Genomic DNA, 16,450 nt, shown 5'->3' with positions numbered 1-16,450 from the left:
CCGCCATACTTGGCGGTTTTGCTCATGCCCGAAGATTCGGTAGAGGCCTGGCCCTGGTTGTCATAGGGGTTGGGCGACGCACAGCCGGACAACTGGCCCACGGCAGTAGCGACAACGATCAAGCGACGCGAGGTGAACATGAAGATGCTCCTGGGATTAGTGTTCGCTTGATTTTATCTTTTCCTCAAAACTGAGTACTCGCAAGTGGTCGATTTTAAAAAAACTGTGGCCGTCACGCGTGAATATAGCAAGGCACCCGAATTTTGCTGGCTTAAAATCCAATCAAGCCAACTTGTATTGATGCGTAATGTTTCGAGTCGGCCCCAGGTGTCATGATTCATCAGGGCTGCATGACATGTGCAGGTATCCGCCAGGGTCGCTTTAATGTTTGCGGCTTTTTAGCGAAAATTCTTACAGAACTTTCGTTCGAGAATTAGAGACTTTTCTTAGTTGCCTTAAAAAAAATCATGTGCAAGGCTAGTGGTGCTGACAGGAACTGGTCGGTATTTTGAATTTGGTAGCAGCACTGGCTCTTCTTGCTTCATGAATCAGAGAGGTTGTCGTATGTCAGAACAAAAAAACAAATACATAAATACATTCGCGTCAGTGATTGTTCGCAGTATCCCCACAGCTTCGGCCTGCTTCACAATTTATTGCGTGTGGCCATTCCTGCTTCGTCGGATCTAAAAAAATTCCTGAAGGCAATATTAATTGGAAGCGGCATTGCCCCTGCAAGCGTTGCGTGTTTGCGCAGCGCCGAGGTTATTTCAAAGTGAAGGGATTGCTGAAAAGGATAGGGCTGGCGCCAGGGATGCGCAATATCGTTTTTCTCCGGTTGTTGTTCGTCATTGCAAATGCCTTAGGACCTTTTGCAGCCTTGTTTTTCCAGCGTCATTACCAGCTCGACAGCTCGGCGGTGGCGTTGGTGATCACGCTAATGTCGGCGTTCTATCTAGTCGGCAATCTGCTGGGCGGGGCGCTGGTCGGTCATTGTTCCTTCCGGGCGCTTTTGATCAGTGCTTCGTCCTGCTCATCGGTTTTTTTGTTGTTCGCCGCCCTGTCCAGCTCATCGGTCACTTCCATTACGATGGTCCTGTTGTTCATGCTGTGCGCGGGCCTGATCACACCCGTATTCAGTGTCCTCACGTCTTTGGTGGCAAGTGAAAGTAACCGCACCGCTTCCTTTGGCTATTTGCACTTGGCCAGCAATCTGGGGGCAGCGCTGCTGTTCGTGATCGGAGGATATTTGCTTGGCCTTGACAGTCACTACCTGATGCTTTTTGCAATGGTCGTGAGTGTGTTGTGCATTTTAGCGAGTGTCTTTCTGGCGATGCCGGAACGCCTCAGCACTTTGCCTGAAGCGAGAAGGGCTTCCCTTGCCGCGATGATCGATGTGCCAAGAATCGTGATCATCGCCGGCGCCATGTTCTTTGCGTTGTCTGTGCTGGATGCGCAGCGAGAATATCAGTTGCCTCTATGGCTTGACATGGTGACGATGGGCAAAGCCGCCAGCTTGTTCGGTGCCGTCGGGATCGTCAATGCGTTGCTGGTGATCTTATTGACGCAACCACTGATAGCGTTGACGTCGCGTTATGGGGCACTCACCAATCTCTCTCTGGCTGCGGTTTTTTACGGTATTGGATTTGGCGCCTATGCCTTTTTCGAGCAGACAGTTCTGATCTTGTCGTTTGTTTTCTTCTGGACGCTGGGTGAAATTCTCGGCATTACCTATATCACTGCGCTGATTTCGCAGAAAACCACATTGCAAACTCAGGCCAGTCTTTTTTCCCTTATTCCGATCGTGCTGGCAGGGGCGAGAATGGTGTCCGTAGGGCTGGGCGCCTCGTTGATCACCGGGATCGGTTTCCAACTGAGTTGGAGCCTCTATGGGCTGTTGGGCATCCTGTTCGGAGGCGGCTGTCTTTTAGTCGCTGCCAGGACGGCTGTAGCGCCCCGTGTTTCATCGCCGGACGGGAGCTGAAGCGGATCTACCGGTAACTTTTAAGGAGTATGAGCCGAGCGAGTTATTTGCCGTTCAGCTACAGCAATATTGAGGAGCCTCTATGCGACCGCAGTACGATCCAGCTCGCGTTGAAAGTATGGCGCAGGCCAAATGGCTGCAAAATGATGTGTTCAGGGCGGTCGAAGATGAAAGTCGACCCAAGTTCTATGCTTGCTCGATGCTTCCTTATCCATCGGGCAAATTGCACATGGGGCATGTTCGCAACTATACGATCAACGACATGTTGGCCCGTCATATGCGCATGAAAGGATTCAACGTGCAAATGCCGATGGGCTGGGACGCTTTCGGCTTGCCGGCAGAGAATGCGGCCATGCAATCAGGTGTTTCTCCAGCCGAGTGGACACGGCTGAACATTGCGGACATGAAGGCACAAATGCAGCCGCTGGGACTGGCTTTCGACTGGTCGCGCGAGATCGCCACCTGCGACCCGCAATACTATAAATGGAGTCAGTGGTTTTTTCTCAAGTTGTTGGAAAAGGGCGTGGCGTACAAGAAAACCCAGATAGTCAATTGGGATCCTGTCGACCAAACGGTGCTAGCCAATGAACAGGTGATTGACGGTCGAGGCTGGCGGTCGGGAGCACTGGTCGAGCGGCGGGAAATTCCCGGGTACTACCTGCGTATCACGCGATATGCTGAAGAGTTGCTGCCAGCCATCGATACACTGGATGGCTGGCCCGAGAGAGTGCGCACCATGCAACGCAATTGGATCGGGAAGGCCAGCGGAGTTCGTCTGGCATTTGGTCACCAGATCAGGAATGCCTCGGAGCAACTGATCGATGCAGGCAAGATGTGGGTGTTCACAACCCGAGTGGACACGCTAATGGGAGTGACCTTCTGTGCCATTTCTCCCGAGCATGCATTGGCCAGACGTGCTCTGGAACTCAATCCCAGCCTGGAGCCGCAGGTACGGGCGTGTCGTGAAGCGGCTGAGGTAGATCCCGCTTCCAGCATCCAGGTCAAGATTGGCGTTCCCATCGGTTTAAACGTCGCGCACCCTTTGACCGGTGAACCTGTCCCCCTATGGATTACCAGCTACGTGCTCAGCGAATATGGTGAAGGCGCCTTGATGGCCGTACCTGCCCACGATGAGCGTGACTTCGACTTTGCCAATCAATACGGGTTGCCTGTTCGCCAGGTCCTTGCTTGTGAGGATCAGGTCTATGACGTTCAAGACTGGTCTGACCGACTTGCCTGTCGGGACGGCCATCTCATCAACTCCGGCGCCTACGATGGGCTGACAGTCACACAGGCCACCCAGGCCATCGTCGCGGCGTTGGTTGAACGTGGGATGGGTGAGGAAACCACCAGCTGGCGTCTGCGCGATTGGGGTATTTCACGGCAACGGTATTGGGGGACGCCCATCCCAATCATCCGCTGTGAACACTGTGGCGACGTCCCGGTACCTTATTCGGATCTGCCTGTGGTGTTACCGACCGATTGCATTCCCGACGGCAGCGCAAATCCGTTGCTGGCGCATGACGGGTTTCGCCATGTGGCTTGCCCTCGCTGCGCTGCTCCGGCGCTACGGGAAACGGACACCATGGATACCTTCGTCGATTCGAGCTGGTATTTCATGCGCTACTGCGATCCCGATTGCGAGACTGCGATGGTCGGACCTGGCAGCCGATACTGGATGCCGATCGACCAATACATCGGCGGTATCGAACACGCGGTGCTTCATTTGCTGTACGCCAGGTTTTGGACCCGGGCAATGCGGGATGAAGGGCTGGTGGCGTTCAGTGAACCATTCAAGAACCTGTTCACCCAAGGAATGTTATTGCGGGAAAGTTACTACCGCAAAGCGGACGATGGCAGTCGGCGATGGTTTTATCCCGGGCAGGTAACGGTCGAATATGATGAAAAAAATCGTCCGGTCAGGGCGACGGCGCTTGAGGACGGTTTGCCTGTCACCATTGGCAACGTGGAAAAAATGTCGAAGTCGAAGAACAACGTCGTCGAACCGAAAGACATCATCGACAAGTTCGGCGCCGACACCGCCCGTTTGTTTACCATTTTTGCTGGGCCACCCGACCAGAGCACGATCTGGAGCGACAGTGGAGTTGAGGGCGCTTATCGCTTTCTGCGTCGGCTATGGACTTTCGCCTGTAACAGTCAGGGCCGGACTGGCAAGGATGCACGGGTTGAGGACGTTGCCGAATCCAGGCGTGTGCGCTTTGAGATGCATCGCTTGCTGCGGCAGGTCAACAACGATTATGAGCGGATGCAATACAACACGGTAGTTTCAGGCGCGATGAAGATGCTCAGGGTGTTGGAGGGGAGCAGGGCTGCGAGCCAGCACGCGGCCGACGAGGGAATGTCGATTCTGTTGCAAGTCCTGAATCCTGTGACACCGCACATAACACAGGTACTCTGGACAGAACTGGGTTTCGCCGGTGATATCTACGACAGTTCGTGGCCGGTGCCGGACGATGAAGCCTTGAAGCAGAACGAAGTCAAAATGGTGGTGCAAGTCAATGGCAAATTGCGCGGGGAAATCCTGATCGAGTCTGGTGCCGATCAAGAAACGATACGGGGCCAGGCATTGGCGGACCCAGTGTTGCGTAACTACTTGGAAGGTACGAGCAGGATGATTGTAGTGCCCAACCGGCTGGTTAACTTCGTGATCTGATTTCCGGTCGCTGACTCCGCTGCCGCCCCTGTAGGAGAGGCTTGCCGGCGAAGGCGTTTGTGGGCACCACGAGGTTCGAGACTGCCTTCTCTGGCAAGTTATTGCAGGAAAAGCAGATGAAATTACGGCCAACAAAAAAGGGGGCCATGCTTCCATGGCCCATTTTTCATTCACGGCCCAGCGCTTACGGGTACTGCTGATAAGTCTGCCCCTGCTGCGGCGGCGCCTGGTACTGCTGCCCCGGAATCGCCTTGAGGTTGACTTCGACCCGACGGTTTTGCGCACGGCCATTGACATCGGCGTTGCTCGCCACCGGGTTGTCAGGGCCGGCGCCACGGGCTGAGAGGTTGGCACCGCTGACGCCTTGGGACGTCAGGTAGGTCGCCACGCTCTGCGCGCGGCGCTGGGACAGGTCCATGTTGTGCTGGCGGCTGCCGGTGCTGTCGGTGTAACCGACAATCTCGATCTGGTTCTGGTTGAACTCCTTGAGGGAGTTGGCCAGGTTGTTCAGCGGCTGGTAGAAGCTCGACGCGATGTTCGCCGAGTCGGTGGCGAAGGTGATATTACCCGGCATGATCAGCTTGATCTGGTCGCCCTGGCGCTGCACTTCAACACCGGTATTGGCCATGCTGGCGCGCAGTTTCTTTTCCTGCTGGTCGGCGTAGTAACCGTAGCCGGCAGCGGAAGCGCCCACCACCGCCGCGCCGATCAACGCACCCTTGCCCCGGTTATCGTGACCGATGGCCGCACCGGCCAATGCCCCGGCCAGCGCGCCGAGGCCGCCATACTTGGCGGTTTTGCTCATGCCCGAAGATTCGGTAGAGGCCTGGCCCTGGTTGTCATAGGGGTTGGGCGACGCACAGCCGGACAACAGGGCCACGGCAGTAGCGACAACGATCAAGCGACGCGAGGTGAACATGAAGATGCTCCTGGGATTCAGTCTGAGTGCCAAAGTGCAGGCAATCGACTCTGGCTGGCGTTGGAACGCGACAATCGTCAAAAATTCCGTCGCGCTGCGCTTCGCCCGGACCGGTCACCATGAGCCATCGGTCCGGGCGAGGTAGCCTCACGCCTGTGCCAGACAGCGGCTCACGCCCCTGACGATCATCTCGACTTCCCGTCCGTCAATCGTCAGTGGCGGCAGCAGGCGAATGGTCTTGCCCCGGGTGACGTTGATCAGCAAGCCATGATCCCGGGCGGCGCAGAGGGTCAGGTCGCGAACCGGTTGCTTGAGTTCGATGCCGATCATCAAGCCTTGGCCACGAATATCCAGCACGTTCGGATTGTCGGCCAGTTCGGCCTGCAGCCGACTGAGCAACTGCGCGCCTTGGCGCCTCGCGTTCTCCAGCAGGCCTTGTTCCTCGATGATGTCCAGCACCGTGCAGCCAACCCGACAGGCCAGCGGATTGCCGCCGAACGTGCTGCCATGGCTGCCGGGGGTGAACAGTCCGGCGGCCTTGCCGCGCGCCAGGCAAGCGCCGATGGGCACGCCGTTGCCTAAGCCTTTGGCCAGGGTCATCACGTCCGGCACAATGCCCTCGTGCTGGAACGCGAACCACTGGCCGGTGCGGCCGATGCCGGTCTGGATCTCGTCGAGCATCAACAACCAGGCGCGCCTGGTGCACAAATCGCGCAAAGCCTTCAGGTAACCCGGTGGCGCGAGTTGTACGCCACTTTCGCCCTGGATCGGCTCTACCAGGATCGCAACGATGCGCTCGCCGTGGGCTTGCTGGACTTTTTCCAATGCGCCGAGATCGCCGAACGGCACCTTGATGAAATCACCTGGTAACCGATTGAAACCCAGCCGCACCGAGGGCCCGTCGCTGGCGGACATCGTGCCGAGTGTGCGCCCGTGGAAAGCGTTGTCCATCACCACGATCAAGGGCTGTTCGACGCCTTTGTGCCAGCCATGCAGGCGGGCTAGCTTCAATGCGGTTTCATTCGCCTCGGCGCCGGAATTGTTGAAAAACGCCCGTTCCATCCCCGAGAGCTGCGTGAGTCGGTGGGCCAACCGCTGCTGCCAGACGATGCTGTATAGGTTGGACGTGTGCAGCAGCAGGCCGGCCTGTTCACTGATGGCTGCCACCAGCCGCGGATGGGAATGGCCCACGTTGGTCACCGCCACGCCCGCCACCGCATCCAGATATTCGCGCCCGTCCTGATCCCACAGACGGGTACCCAAGCCATGGGTGAAATTCAACGCCAAGGGTTGGTAAGTGCTCATCAGGCAGGCGGCAGTCATGACATCTAGCTCCATCGGGTGATTTTTTCCAGTATGGTTAGCCACCCTTACTGGATAAACCTCGCATTACTTCATTCATTTAAAAGCAGAGCTTGATAATGGACCTGTTCCAGGCAATGGCCGTTTACGTGAAAGTGGTGGAAACCGGCAGCCTGACCGCAGCGGCCCAGGCGTGCGAAATGTCGTCGACGATGGTGGGCAATCACCTTCGGGCGTTGGAACAACGTCTGGGTGTGCGCCTGATCAACCGTACGACGCGTCGTCAACGCTTGACCGAATTCGGCTCGGCCTATTATCAACGCTGCCTGGAGGTGATCGGGCTGGTTGCCGATTCCGAACGCCTGGCTGAACAGACCCAAGGCGACCCTTCCGGCACCCTGCGCATCACCGCGCCGCTGACCTTTGGTACGGAGCGCCTCGCCCCGGCGCTGGCCGAATACAGCCAGCGTTATCCCCAGGTCAAGCTCGACGTGGTCTTGACCAACCAACGGCTCGACCTGCTCGATCACGGCTTTGACGTCGCCATTCGCCTGGGCAGTCCCGACCCGAAGCTGATCGCTCGTCCCCTGATGGACTACACCCTGACCGTCTGCGCATCCAAGGCGTATCTGGCACGGCGCGGCACCCCGCAGAAACCCGAGGACCTGCAACAGCATGACTGCCTGTCGTTTGCCTACTCCGCCGGAGATGAATGGCGTTTCGCCCAGGAACACTGGCCCATCAACGGGCCGGAAGGCGAAATCAAAGTGCCGGTGCGTGGGCCGATGCTGATCAACAGCTCGTCGGGCCTGCATCGCGCCGCCCTGGCCGGCATGGGCGTGGTGATGCTGCCGGACGCGCTGGTGGCACAGGACCTTGAGGACGGACACTTGGTGGCGCTGTTGCAGGACTATCAACTGCCCCATCGGCCGATGAGCCTGATGTACGCCCAGGATCGCTATCGTTTGCCGAAGCTGCGCAGTTTTGTCGAGTTTGCGCTGCAGAAGTGGAGCAAACCCTGAAGTATTCCGAGTCCCATCAACCATGCCTCCCGCTAGTGGCGCCCCGCCCCATCGGCTACTCTTAACCCCTGGGAAGCGTTTTGATATCAGGGCTGATTGAGGGAACGATGATGGACGACGCCTCGAAGATCGACTTGCTGCGGTTCGACTTGTCCGATCTGGACGAAAACCTGCTGCACACCATCATGGAACTGGTCAGCGATGGCATCTGGGACTGGAACGCCAACACCGGCTTCGTCTATCGCAATCCCGGTTGGTACACGATGCTCGGCTATACGCCGCACTCCCTGAGCAACACCGTGCTGACCTGGGAGAGCGTGATCCACCCGCAGGATTACCCCCAGGTGATGGCGCTATTCGACGACTACCTCGAACAACGCGCCCCTAAGTACCAGGCCGAATACCGCTGCCGCGCCTATGACGGCTCCTATATCTGGATCGAAGACCGCGGCTACGTGATCGCCCGCAACCCCGATGGCAGCGTCGCCCGCATGATCGGCGCCCATCGCAGCATCGACGACAAGAAGCGTCTGTTCGAACAACTTGAACGGCGCAACAAATCCCTCGAAGCCATCATCGAAGAACGTACCCGCGAACTGTCCCGGGTCAACGAGCAGTTGCAGATCCAGCTCGAGGAAAACCGCAGGCTCGCCGAAACCGACGCCCTTACTCTGGTCGCCAACCGCTATCGCCTGGAACAGGCGCTACCATTGGCCTGTGAACGTGCGCAGCGCTTTCGCGAGCCGTTGTCGCTGATTGCCATGGATGTCGACGACTTCAAGGACATCAATGATCGCTACGGCCATGCTTTCGGCGACGCGGCCCTGATACAAGTGGTACAGGCGGTCAAGCGCTGCGAGCGCGACGGCGACCTGCTGGTGCGCTGGGGCGGCGATGAATTCATCATGATTTTGCCCAACACGTCCAAGGCCGACGCAGTTCTATTGGCTGAAACCATCCGCCGGGGGCTGTCCGATCTGCTGCCGGTGGGCGACTTCCAGATCACCATGAGCTTTGGCGTGGTGCAACGCCGCGAAGACGAACCGCAAGCGACGCTACTGGACCGGGCTGACCAGGCGCTGTATCGCTCCAAGATGGCCGGCAAGAATGTGATCTGTGAATGAACGGACAGTGCCCGATTGGATCCTCAGGGCGCTGCGGTAGTCATAGCTGTAACCCTTGCAATCAGGTTCTCGCCTTTGCCGACTCGACTCCTCTGTTCTTCACCCGTATTGGTGGGCTGCGCGGGCTGGTCATTGCCAAGGGAGCAGTGGCCCGCTTTTCCCCTTGAAGGCACCCATTTGCAGCGCTACAGCGCCCGCTTCCCGGCGGTGGAAATCAACAGTTCGTTCTACCGCCCGCACCGTCCCGCCACCTATGCAAAATGGGCCGACAGTGTGCCGGCGGGCTTTCGCTTCTCAGTCAAGGTACCGAAGCAGATCACCCATGAGCGGCGCTTGCATGATTGCGAGGGGCTAGTGGATGAGTTCCTCGGGCAATGCTCGCAATTGAAGGAAAAACTCGGCTGCCTGTTGATCCAGTTGCCGCCGTCGCTGGCCTTCGACAGCACCCAGGCCGAGGGCTTTTTCAAAGCCTTGCGTGACCGTTACCAGGGCCACGCGGTACTCGAACCCCGGCACCCGAGCTGGCTCACACCAGAGGCCATGGCACTGCTTGAGGAAGAGCGCATTGCCCGCGTCGCCGCCGACCCGTCGCCTCTGCCGGGCGGCGATCAACCGGCGGGCTGGGCGGGCGTGCGTTATTACCGGCTGCATGGCTCGCCGCGCATTTATTACTCCGCCTATGAAGACGCCTGGCTGCAGCGACTGGCAGACCTACTGAAGGCTGCCCCGGACACGCCGACCTGGTGCATCTTCGACAACACCGCCAGCGGCGCCGCGACGCCCGACGCGTTGCGATTGCTGGACCTGCTGCGCGACTGAAATATCACCGGTGGCCGGTCCGGCCGTGACAACGCGGCCCGGGTCCAATAGATTAGGCGACCGAAAAAAGCCCCGTGCGTTTTCTCGCCATATCCCGCTAACAGAAGTAGTGAAATTTCAATGTCCGATTCCAATACCGCTGAATCTGTAGTCTCCCTGTCGTCCAAAGCGGAATACGAAAACTCCATCAATCTTTCACAGCATCTGCCCCAGGCCAAAAGCATCAGCGAAATGGTCCTCGATGCCTTTCAGTCGAACCGCGAAAGCGACCAGATCCGCGAACTGCGCACCGCCATTCGCCAGGCTCACGATGCATTCGACGATGACAAGGCCTACGCATTGATGGGCCAGCTCAAGCAACTCAAGGACGCCGAAGCCGCCGACTTCGCCGCGCTGGAAGACCTCAGCAGCCGCTTCCCGATCAGCCGTATCCTTTCCAGCTACAAGGATGATCCGGCGTTCCAGGAACTGGTCTACGGCCTGGCCCTGAAAGTGCTGAACCAGACCCATCAGGCCATCAGCAACCCGAGCGGCAGCAAGGGCAAGGCCACGCGCGCCAAGAAGGAAGCCGAGGTGTTTGTCATCAGCAAGGACGGCATCAGCGTCACCCTGCCCTTGCGCACACCACGCTCCAAGCCGAGCGTCGACCGCGAGGCCTTCGAATTCCTCGGCTTCAACTTCATCGGCGAAGGCGACGAAGCCGAGCTGGAAAGCGAAACCTTCCTGGACAACGACGGCACCGAACAGCCGGTCACCCGCAAAAGCATCGTCACCGCGCTGCAGCAGCAAAAGGCCTTCGACGGCTACAGCATCGCCCAGCAATAACCCCCGAATCCGGGCCCTTGTGGGAGCGAGCCTGCTCGCGAATTCGCCGTGTCAGTCGACATCAACTCAACTGACCCACCACATTCGCGAGCAGGCTCGCTCCCACAGGAAGGTCGACAGCGTCCGGATATCACCCATGAAAAAGCCCCGCGCTTCTCTCGAAGGCGGGGCTTTTTGTGCAACGTCTGAAGCTTAAGGCGCGTACGTCAGCAGCAGCTCACTTGGCACTTTGAAGTCCAGGGACATCATGACGCTCAGGGCGGTGATGGTGAAGATCGAGAACACGAACAGCTTGCGTGCCCAGACTGTGTCATCCACTGCCTTGTAGCCAGTCCAGGCCATGTACAGCCAGTACATGCCCATGGCGGCGGCGACGGCGAGGTAGCTCATGCCGGCGTAACCGCTGAAGGTCAGCATCAAGGTCGCCACGAGGAAGGCCAGGATGTAGAGCAGGATGTGCTTCTTCGCCACCTGGATACCGCGCTTGACCGGCAGCACCGGAATCGAGGCCGCCAGGTAGTCGTTGAAGCGGAAGATCGCGATGGCATAGGAATGCGGCATCTGCCACAGGCTGAACATCACCAGCAGCGTCAGCGCAGCCATGTCGAAGCTGTTGCTGACCGCGACATAACCGATCACTGGCGGCATCGCACCCGACAGGCTGCCCACCAGCGTGCCGTGGACCGACTTGCGCTTGAGGTACAGGCTGTAGAGGCCGACGTAGATGACAAAGCCGATCACCGCGAACAACGCTGCCAGCGGGTTGGCCACCCAATACAGCAGCGCCACGCCGGCCACGCCCAGCACCGTGGCGAATGCCAGGGCCAGTTGCACCGGAATCAGGCCTTGGACCAGCGCCCGGTTCTTGGTGCGTTCCATCTTGATGTCGATGTCGCGGTCGATGCAGTTGTTGAACACGCAACCAGACGCCACCACCAGGGAAGTGCCGATCATCGCCGCCAGGAAGATGGCCAGATCGACATGCCCTTTCGAGGCCAGGAAAAACCCGCCCGCCACAGAAAGCACGTTACCGAAAATGATCCCCGGCTTGGTGATTTGGATAAAGTGCTTCAGTGACATTCGGACTTTCCTCAGTGCGCCATCATGTTGGAGTGGATGCTGAACATGATCCACAACGACAAGCCGACCAGCAGTACGATCACCAGCGCAGCGAAGACAAACGCAATCACGTTGTTACGCTGGGCGGCCGAGCGGTCCAGGTGCAGGAAGTACACCAGGTGGACCAATACTTGGACCACGGCGAAGATCAGAATGATCCACAGCGTCAGGCTCTTCGGCAGCGTTGGATACATCACCAGGCCGAACGGAATGACGGTCAGGATCACCGACAGGATAAAACCGATGGCGTAGGACTTGACGCTGCCGTGGCCGGCGTCGTGGCCATCATGGGAATGAGCGTTAGCCATTTACAGGGTCCCCATCAGATAAACAACGGTGAATACGCAGATCCACACCACGTCCAGGAAGTGCCAGAACAGGCTCAGGCAGCTCAGGCGCGTCTTGTTGGTGGCGGTCAGGCCGTTTTTCTGGACCTGGTACATCATGATCGCCATCCAGATCAGACCGCTGGTCACGTGCAGACCGTGGGTGCCGACCAGGGTGAAGAACCCGGACAGGAAGCCGCTGCGGCTAGGGCCGTAGCCTTCGGCGATCAGGATGTGGAACTCGTTGATCTCCATGGCGATAAAGCCGGCGCCCAGCAGGAAGGTCATCGCCAACCAGCCCAGTACCTGGGTTTTCTTGCCCTTGAACAACGCCAGCATGGCGAAGCCGTAGGTGATCGAACTGAACAGCAGCAGCGCGGTTTCGCCCAGCACATAAGGCAGTTCGAAGATTTCGTGGCCCGACGGGCCACCGGCGACGTTGTTAACCAGCACCGCATATACCGCGAAGATCGACGCAAACAGAATGCAGTCGGTCATCAGGTAGAGCCAGAAACCGAATACGGTCATCTCGCCGGAGTCGTGGTGATGGTCATCGTGCCCATGGTCATGACCATGGGCGTGTCCAACATTGGTCACTAAGTTCGACATGGTTTAAGCCTGTTCCAACGAGGTTTCAACACGGGTGGCGGAGGCTGGGACTTTCCCGGCCGCGACCAGACGCTTGTGCTGCTCGGCTTCGATGCGCTCGATGACATCCACCGGCACCATGTAGCCCTGATCATCACGGGCGGCATGAATGGTGAAATACACCACGGTGCCGACCAGGCTGGCGATGGCCAGCCACCAGATGTGCCAGATCATGGCGAAACCGAACACGGTCAACAGAGCCCCCATGACCACACCGGTAGCGGTGTTGTTGGGCATGTGGATCGGCGCGTACCTGGCCGGAGTCTGGTACGCGGTACCGTTTTCCTTGGCTTCGGTGAACGGGTCGATGGTTTCCGCTTTCGGCAGCACGGCAAAGTTGTAGAACGGTGGTGGCGAAGAAGTCGACCATTCCAGGGTATGGGCATTCCACGGGTCACCGTGTTCGCACATGTTCTCCGGCTTCTTGCGGTCACGCACACTGACGTACAGCTGGATCAACTGGCAGGCGATACCGACAGCGATCATCACCGCACCGAACATGGCGACGTACAGGTACGGCACCCACTCAGGGTTGGTGGTGGCGTTCAGGCGACGGGTCATGCCCATGAAGCCCAGTGCATAGAGCGGCATGAACGCGACGAAGAAGCCCGAGATCCAGAACCAGAACGCAGCCTTGCCCCAACCTTCGTGCAGCTTGAAGCCGAACGCTTTAGGGAAGTAGAACGCAAAGCCCGCGATGTAGCCGAACACGGCGCCGCCGATGATCACGTTATGGAAGTGCGCGATCACGAACAGGCTGTTGTGCAGTACGAAGTCCGCACCCGGGATGGCCAGCAGTACGCCGGTCATGCCGCCGATGGCGAAGGTCACCATGAAGCCCAGGGTCCACAGCACGTGACTGGTGAAACGCAGGCGGCCCTGGTAAATGGTGAACAGCCAGTTGAACAGCTTCACGCCCGTCGGAATCGAGATCAGCATCGTCGCCAGGCCGAAGAAGGCGTTGACGCTGGCACCCGAACCCATGGTGAAGAAGTGGTGCAGCCAGACCATGAAGCCCAGTACCGAGATCGCGCCGGAAGCGTAGATCATCGAGTGGTGGCCAAACAGTTTCTTGCCGGAGAAGGTCGAGATGACTTCGGAGAAAATACCGAACGCCGGCAGGATCAGGATGTACACCTCAGGGTGACCCCAGGCCCAGAACAGGTTGACGTACATCATCGGATTTCCACCCAGTTCATTGGTGAAAATGTGGAAATCCATGTAGCGGTCAAGCGTCAGCAGAGCGAGTGTAGCGGTCAGGATCGGGAACGAAGCGACGATCAGCACGTTGGCCCAGGTGCAGGTCCAGGTGAAGATCGGCATGTCCATCAGCTTCATGCCAGGGGTACGCATCTTCAGCACGGTGGCCAGGAAGTTGACCCCCGTCAGCGTTGTCCCAAGCCCGGATAGCTGTAGCGCCCAGATGTAGTAATCCACCCCGACGCCCGGACTGTATTGCAGCCCCGACAGCGGCGGATAGGCAACCCAACCGGTCTTGGCGAATTCGCCGACACCCAGGGAAACGTTGATCAGCACCACGCCGGACACCAGCAGCCAGAAGCTCAGGGAGTTCAGGAATGGATAGGCAACGTCACGCGCGCCGATCTGCAGCGGCACTGCGAGGTTCATCAGGCCGGTGAAGAATGGCATCGCCATGAAGATGATCATGATCACACCGTGGGCGGTGAAGATCTGGTCATAGTGTTCAGGCGGCAGGTAGCCGGGCGAGCCCTCGGTGGCCATGGCCAACTGGGTACGCATCATGATCGCGTCGGCAAAACCGCGCAGCAGCATGACCATGGCGACGATGATGTACATCACGCCGATCTTCTTGTGGTCGACCGAGGTCAACCATTCAGTCCACAGGTAAGTCCACTTCTTGAAATAAGTGATACCCGCGAACAACGCCAGACCACCGAGCGCGATGATGGCGAGGGTCACCATGACAATCGGCTCGTGGAACGGGATCGCTTCCCAACTTAATTTACCAAACATCGTTTACTCCTCTGCCCCGGCAGCTGAATGCGAGCTCATGTCCATCCCTTCCATGTTGTGGGCCACTTCCTTGTCTTTCTTCTCGTGATGCATCGGCTTGCCCGGATTCATCCCTTCATACTTATCGATGATGGTCTGGAACAGGTTCGGCGTGACCGACGAGTAGAGTTCGACAGGGTTGTTCTGGCTCGGCTTGGAAAGGGCTTCGTATTCAGCTTTTTCAAGCTGTTTAGGTGCCTTCTTCACTTCGTTTACCCAGGCGTCGAACTCTTCCTGGGTGGTGGCGGTCGCTTTGAACTTCATGCCGGTGAAACCCGCGCCGCTGTAGTTGGCGGAGATACCTTCAAGTTCGGTGTTCTGGTTGGCAATCAGGTGCAGCTTGGTCTGCATGCCGGCCATCGCGTAGATCTGGCCGCCCAGGCCCGGGATGAAGAACGAGTTCATCACGGTGTCGGAGGTAACCTTGAAGTTGATCGGCGTGTGGGCCGGGAACACGATCTTGTTGACCGTGGCGATGCCTTGTTCCGGATAGATGAACAACCACTTCCAGTCCATCGAGACCACTTCGATGGTGATCGGCTTGACGTCGGAATCCAGCGGACGGTACGGGTCCAGGGCGTGGGTCGACTTGTAGGTGATGTAACCCAGGGCAATGATGATCAGTACCGGAATGGTCCACACCGCGATTTCGATCTTGGTCGAGTGGGACCATTTCGGCGTGTAGGTGGCACTGGTGTTGGACGCGCGATATTTCCAGGCGAACAGGAACGTCATGACGATAACCGGCACGACGACCAGCAACATCAGCAGCGTGGCGGTGATGATCAGGTTTCGTTCATCCAGGCCGACCTGGCCCTTGGGATCGAGCAGGGTCATGTTGCAGCCTCCCAGCAGCAACGTGCCGAGCAGCGGCAACAAGCCTAGTAATCGGGGGTACCTGTTTTTACTCATCTCACGACCTCTAAAGCAGCTTGCGCAATGCAGTTGGGTTTTGATCGCCAACACTTCACCCTGCCAAGGGTTGGCATTTTCTTGGATTGAATAAGGGCTGCCCGTCGAACGTCAGACGCTGTTCGACACATCCTGGGCCAGCAGTGAGTTCTTATTCGTTGGTCAAAGGCCTGTTCAAGCCCAATTCCGTTTGGTGCGGGTAGTTGGAGGCACCGACACCTGGGGTCGCATGGGGCGCTGGCGCCCTTCGACCACTCTCGTGCTCAAGCCTGAGCCGGGTCGGAAAATCGGTGCGGGCGATTGTAGTGAGCTGCGGCGTTCGAGACCATGTCTTAACCCGAAATAATTTTTCTCCGATCCGGCAACAATCTGCCGCCGATATTGCAACGGGCCAGCATGTTATCGAAATTAATTCTCAACAAGAACCCCAAAAAAGGTAAGGCTACTACGCCCGATTTAGACAGCTCCAGCAATTTCCAGCGAGCTTTGACCCGCTTTAGGCGCCCATTTTCCGGGGCCTTGAAGGCAACCCGCTGCGCTGTTAAAAATGCCTGCTCCAGAGCGACTCCCAATTGAAAGCGAAGGGTAATCAGGCGGTTTTTTTGTTGCAGAATGAGGCGACAATTCGGCCATCGAACGGCTGCGAGACAGCAGATATGTGACAACATGTCGCACACTGTCGCAGGGTGTTCCTGCCCCCGATCAAGACGGTGCCTCATCCACCCCGAAACGTAAGACGCCCCGG

14 protein-coding genes and 1 pseudogene are annotated in these 16,450 nt (G+C 58.0%); 6 read left to right on the top strand and 9 right to left on the bottom strand.

The annotated features are described in order from the left end of the window. Positions 1-140 (bottom strand): annotated as a pseudogene (locus ACE04F_RS18285) (cell envelope biogenesis protein OmpA); the annotation flags it as partial. Between the two features lie 671 nt (positions 141-811). On the opposite strand from ACE04F_RS18285, the gene ACE04F_RS18280 reads away from it, so the two are divergent. Beyond that, positions 812-1,981, top strand: coding sequence for an MFS transporter (locus ACE04F_RS18280; protein WP_486108854.1), 1,170 nt, complete (start codon positions 812-814; stop codon positions 1,979-1,981). 82 nt (positions 1,982-2,063) lie between these two features. Beyond that, the gene (leuS, locus tag ACE04F_RS18275; RefSeq protein WP_486108852.1) at positions 2,064-4,655 is read left to right on the top strand and encodes a leucine--tRNA ligase; all 2,592 of its coding nucleotides are present in this window, start codon (positions 2,064-2,066) and stop codon (positions 4,653-4,655) included. 184 nt (positions 4,656-4,839) lie between these two features. On the opposite strand, the gene ACE04F_RS18270 is transcribed toward leuS, so the two are convergent. After that, on the bottom strand, positions 4,840-5,574 hold the full coding sequence (locus ACE04F_RS18270; protein ID WP_434703805.1) for a YiaD family glycine zipper/OmpA-like lipoprotein: 735 nt from the start codon (positions 5,572-5,574) through the stop codon (positions 4,840-4,842). 147 nt (positions 5,575-5,721) lie between these two features. Next, complete coding sequence (locus tag ACE04F_RS18265) at positions 5,722-6,897, bottom strand: acetylornithine/succinylornithine family transaminase (protein WP_486108850.1); 1,176 nt, start codon at positions 6,895-6,897, stop codon at positions 5,722-5,724. 98 nt (positions 6,898-6,995) lie between these two features. On the opposite strand from ACE04F_RS18265, the gene ACE04F_RS18260 reads away from it, so the two are divergent. The 4 genes from ACE04F_RS18260 (at position 6,996) to ACE04F_RS18245 (ending at position 10,666) form a co-directional block, all read left to right on the top strand. Further along, positions 6,996-7,898: a LysR family transcriptional regulator gene (locus tag ACE04F_RS18260; RefSeq protein WP_486108848.1), complete on the top strand. Its 903-nt coding sequence runs from the start codon at positions 6,996-6,998 to the stop codon at positions 7,896-7,898. A gap of 110 nt (positions 7,899-8,008) precedes the next feature. Then, positions 8,009-9,022: a sensor domain-containing diguanylate cyclase gene (locus ACE04F_RS18255; RefSeq protein ID WP_486108864.1), complete on the top strand. Its 1,014-nt coding sequence runs from the start codon at positions 8,009-8,011 to the stop codon at positions 9,020-9,022. Between the two features lie 75 nt (positions 9,023-9,097). Next, positions 9,098-9,841, top strand: a complete 744-nt coding sequence (locus ACE04F_RS18250) for a DUF72 domain-containing protein (protein WP_486108846.1) — start codon at positions 9,098-9,100, stop codon at positions 9,839-9,841. Positions 9,842-9,961: 120 nt separating this feature from the next. Continuing rightward, positions 9,962-10,666 carry a hypothetical protein gene (locus tag ACE04F_RS18245; RefSeq protein ID WP_486108844.1) on the top strand — a complete coding sequence of 235 codons (705 nt, stop codon included), beginning with the start codon at positions 9,962-9,964 and terminating at the stop codon, positions 10,664-10,666. 192 nt (positions 10,667-10,858) lie between these two features. Here the strand turns inward: ACE04F_RS18245 and cyoE are convergent, their stop codons facing one another. The 6 genes from cyoE to ACE04F_RS18215 form a co-directional block, all read right to left on the bottom strand. Continuing rightward, the gene (gene cyoE, locus ACE04F_RS18240; RefSeq protein WP_039591595.1) at positions 10,859-11,746 is read right to left on the bottom strand and encodes a heme o synthase; all 888 of its coding nucleotides are present in this window, start codon (positions 11,744-11,746) and stop codon (positions 10,859-10,861) included. A gap of 11 nt (positions 11,747-11,757) precedes the next feature. Next, a complete protein-coding gene (cyoD, locus tag ACE04F_RS18235; RefSeq protein WP_249876093.1) occupies positions 11,758-12,093 on the bottom strand; it encodes a cytochrome o ubiquinol oxidase subunit IV in 336 nt (111 codons plus the stop codon). Beyond that, complete coding sequence (locus ACE04F_RS18230; protein WP_186705091.1) at positions 12,094-12,720, bottom strand: cytochrome o ubiquinol oxidase subunit III; 627 nt, start codon at positions 12,718-12,720, stop codon at positions 12,094-12,096. It lies immediately after the preceding gene. 3 nt (positions 12,721-12,723) lie between these two features. Beyond that, complete coding sequence (gene cyoB / locus ACE04F_RS18225; protein ID WP_305496694.1) at positions 12,724-14,754, bottom strand: cytochrome o ubiquinol oxidase subunit I; 2,031 nt, start codon at positions 14,752-14,754, stop codon at positions 12,724-12,726. Positions 14,755-14,757: 3 nt separating this feature from the next. Beyond that, positions 14,758-15,705, bottom strand: coding sequence for a ubiquinol oxidase subunit II (gene cyoA / locus ACE04F_RS18220; RefSeq protein WP_305496696.1), 948 nt, complete (start codon positions 15,703-15,705; stop codon positions 14,758-14,760). 332 nt (positions 15,706-16,037) lie between these two features. Next, the coding region (locus ACE04F_RS18215; RefSeq protein ID WP_486108840.1) for a hypothetical protein at positions 16,038-16,450 on the bottom strand (413 nt) is incomplete at its 5' end.

The organism is Pseudomonas sp. AGC41 (assembly GCF_057334555.1).
This window is presented reverse-complemented; position numbering and strand designations above follow the sequence as displayed.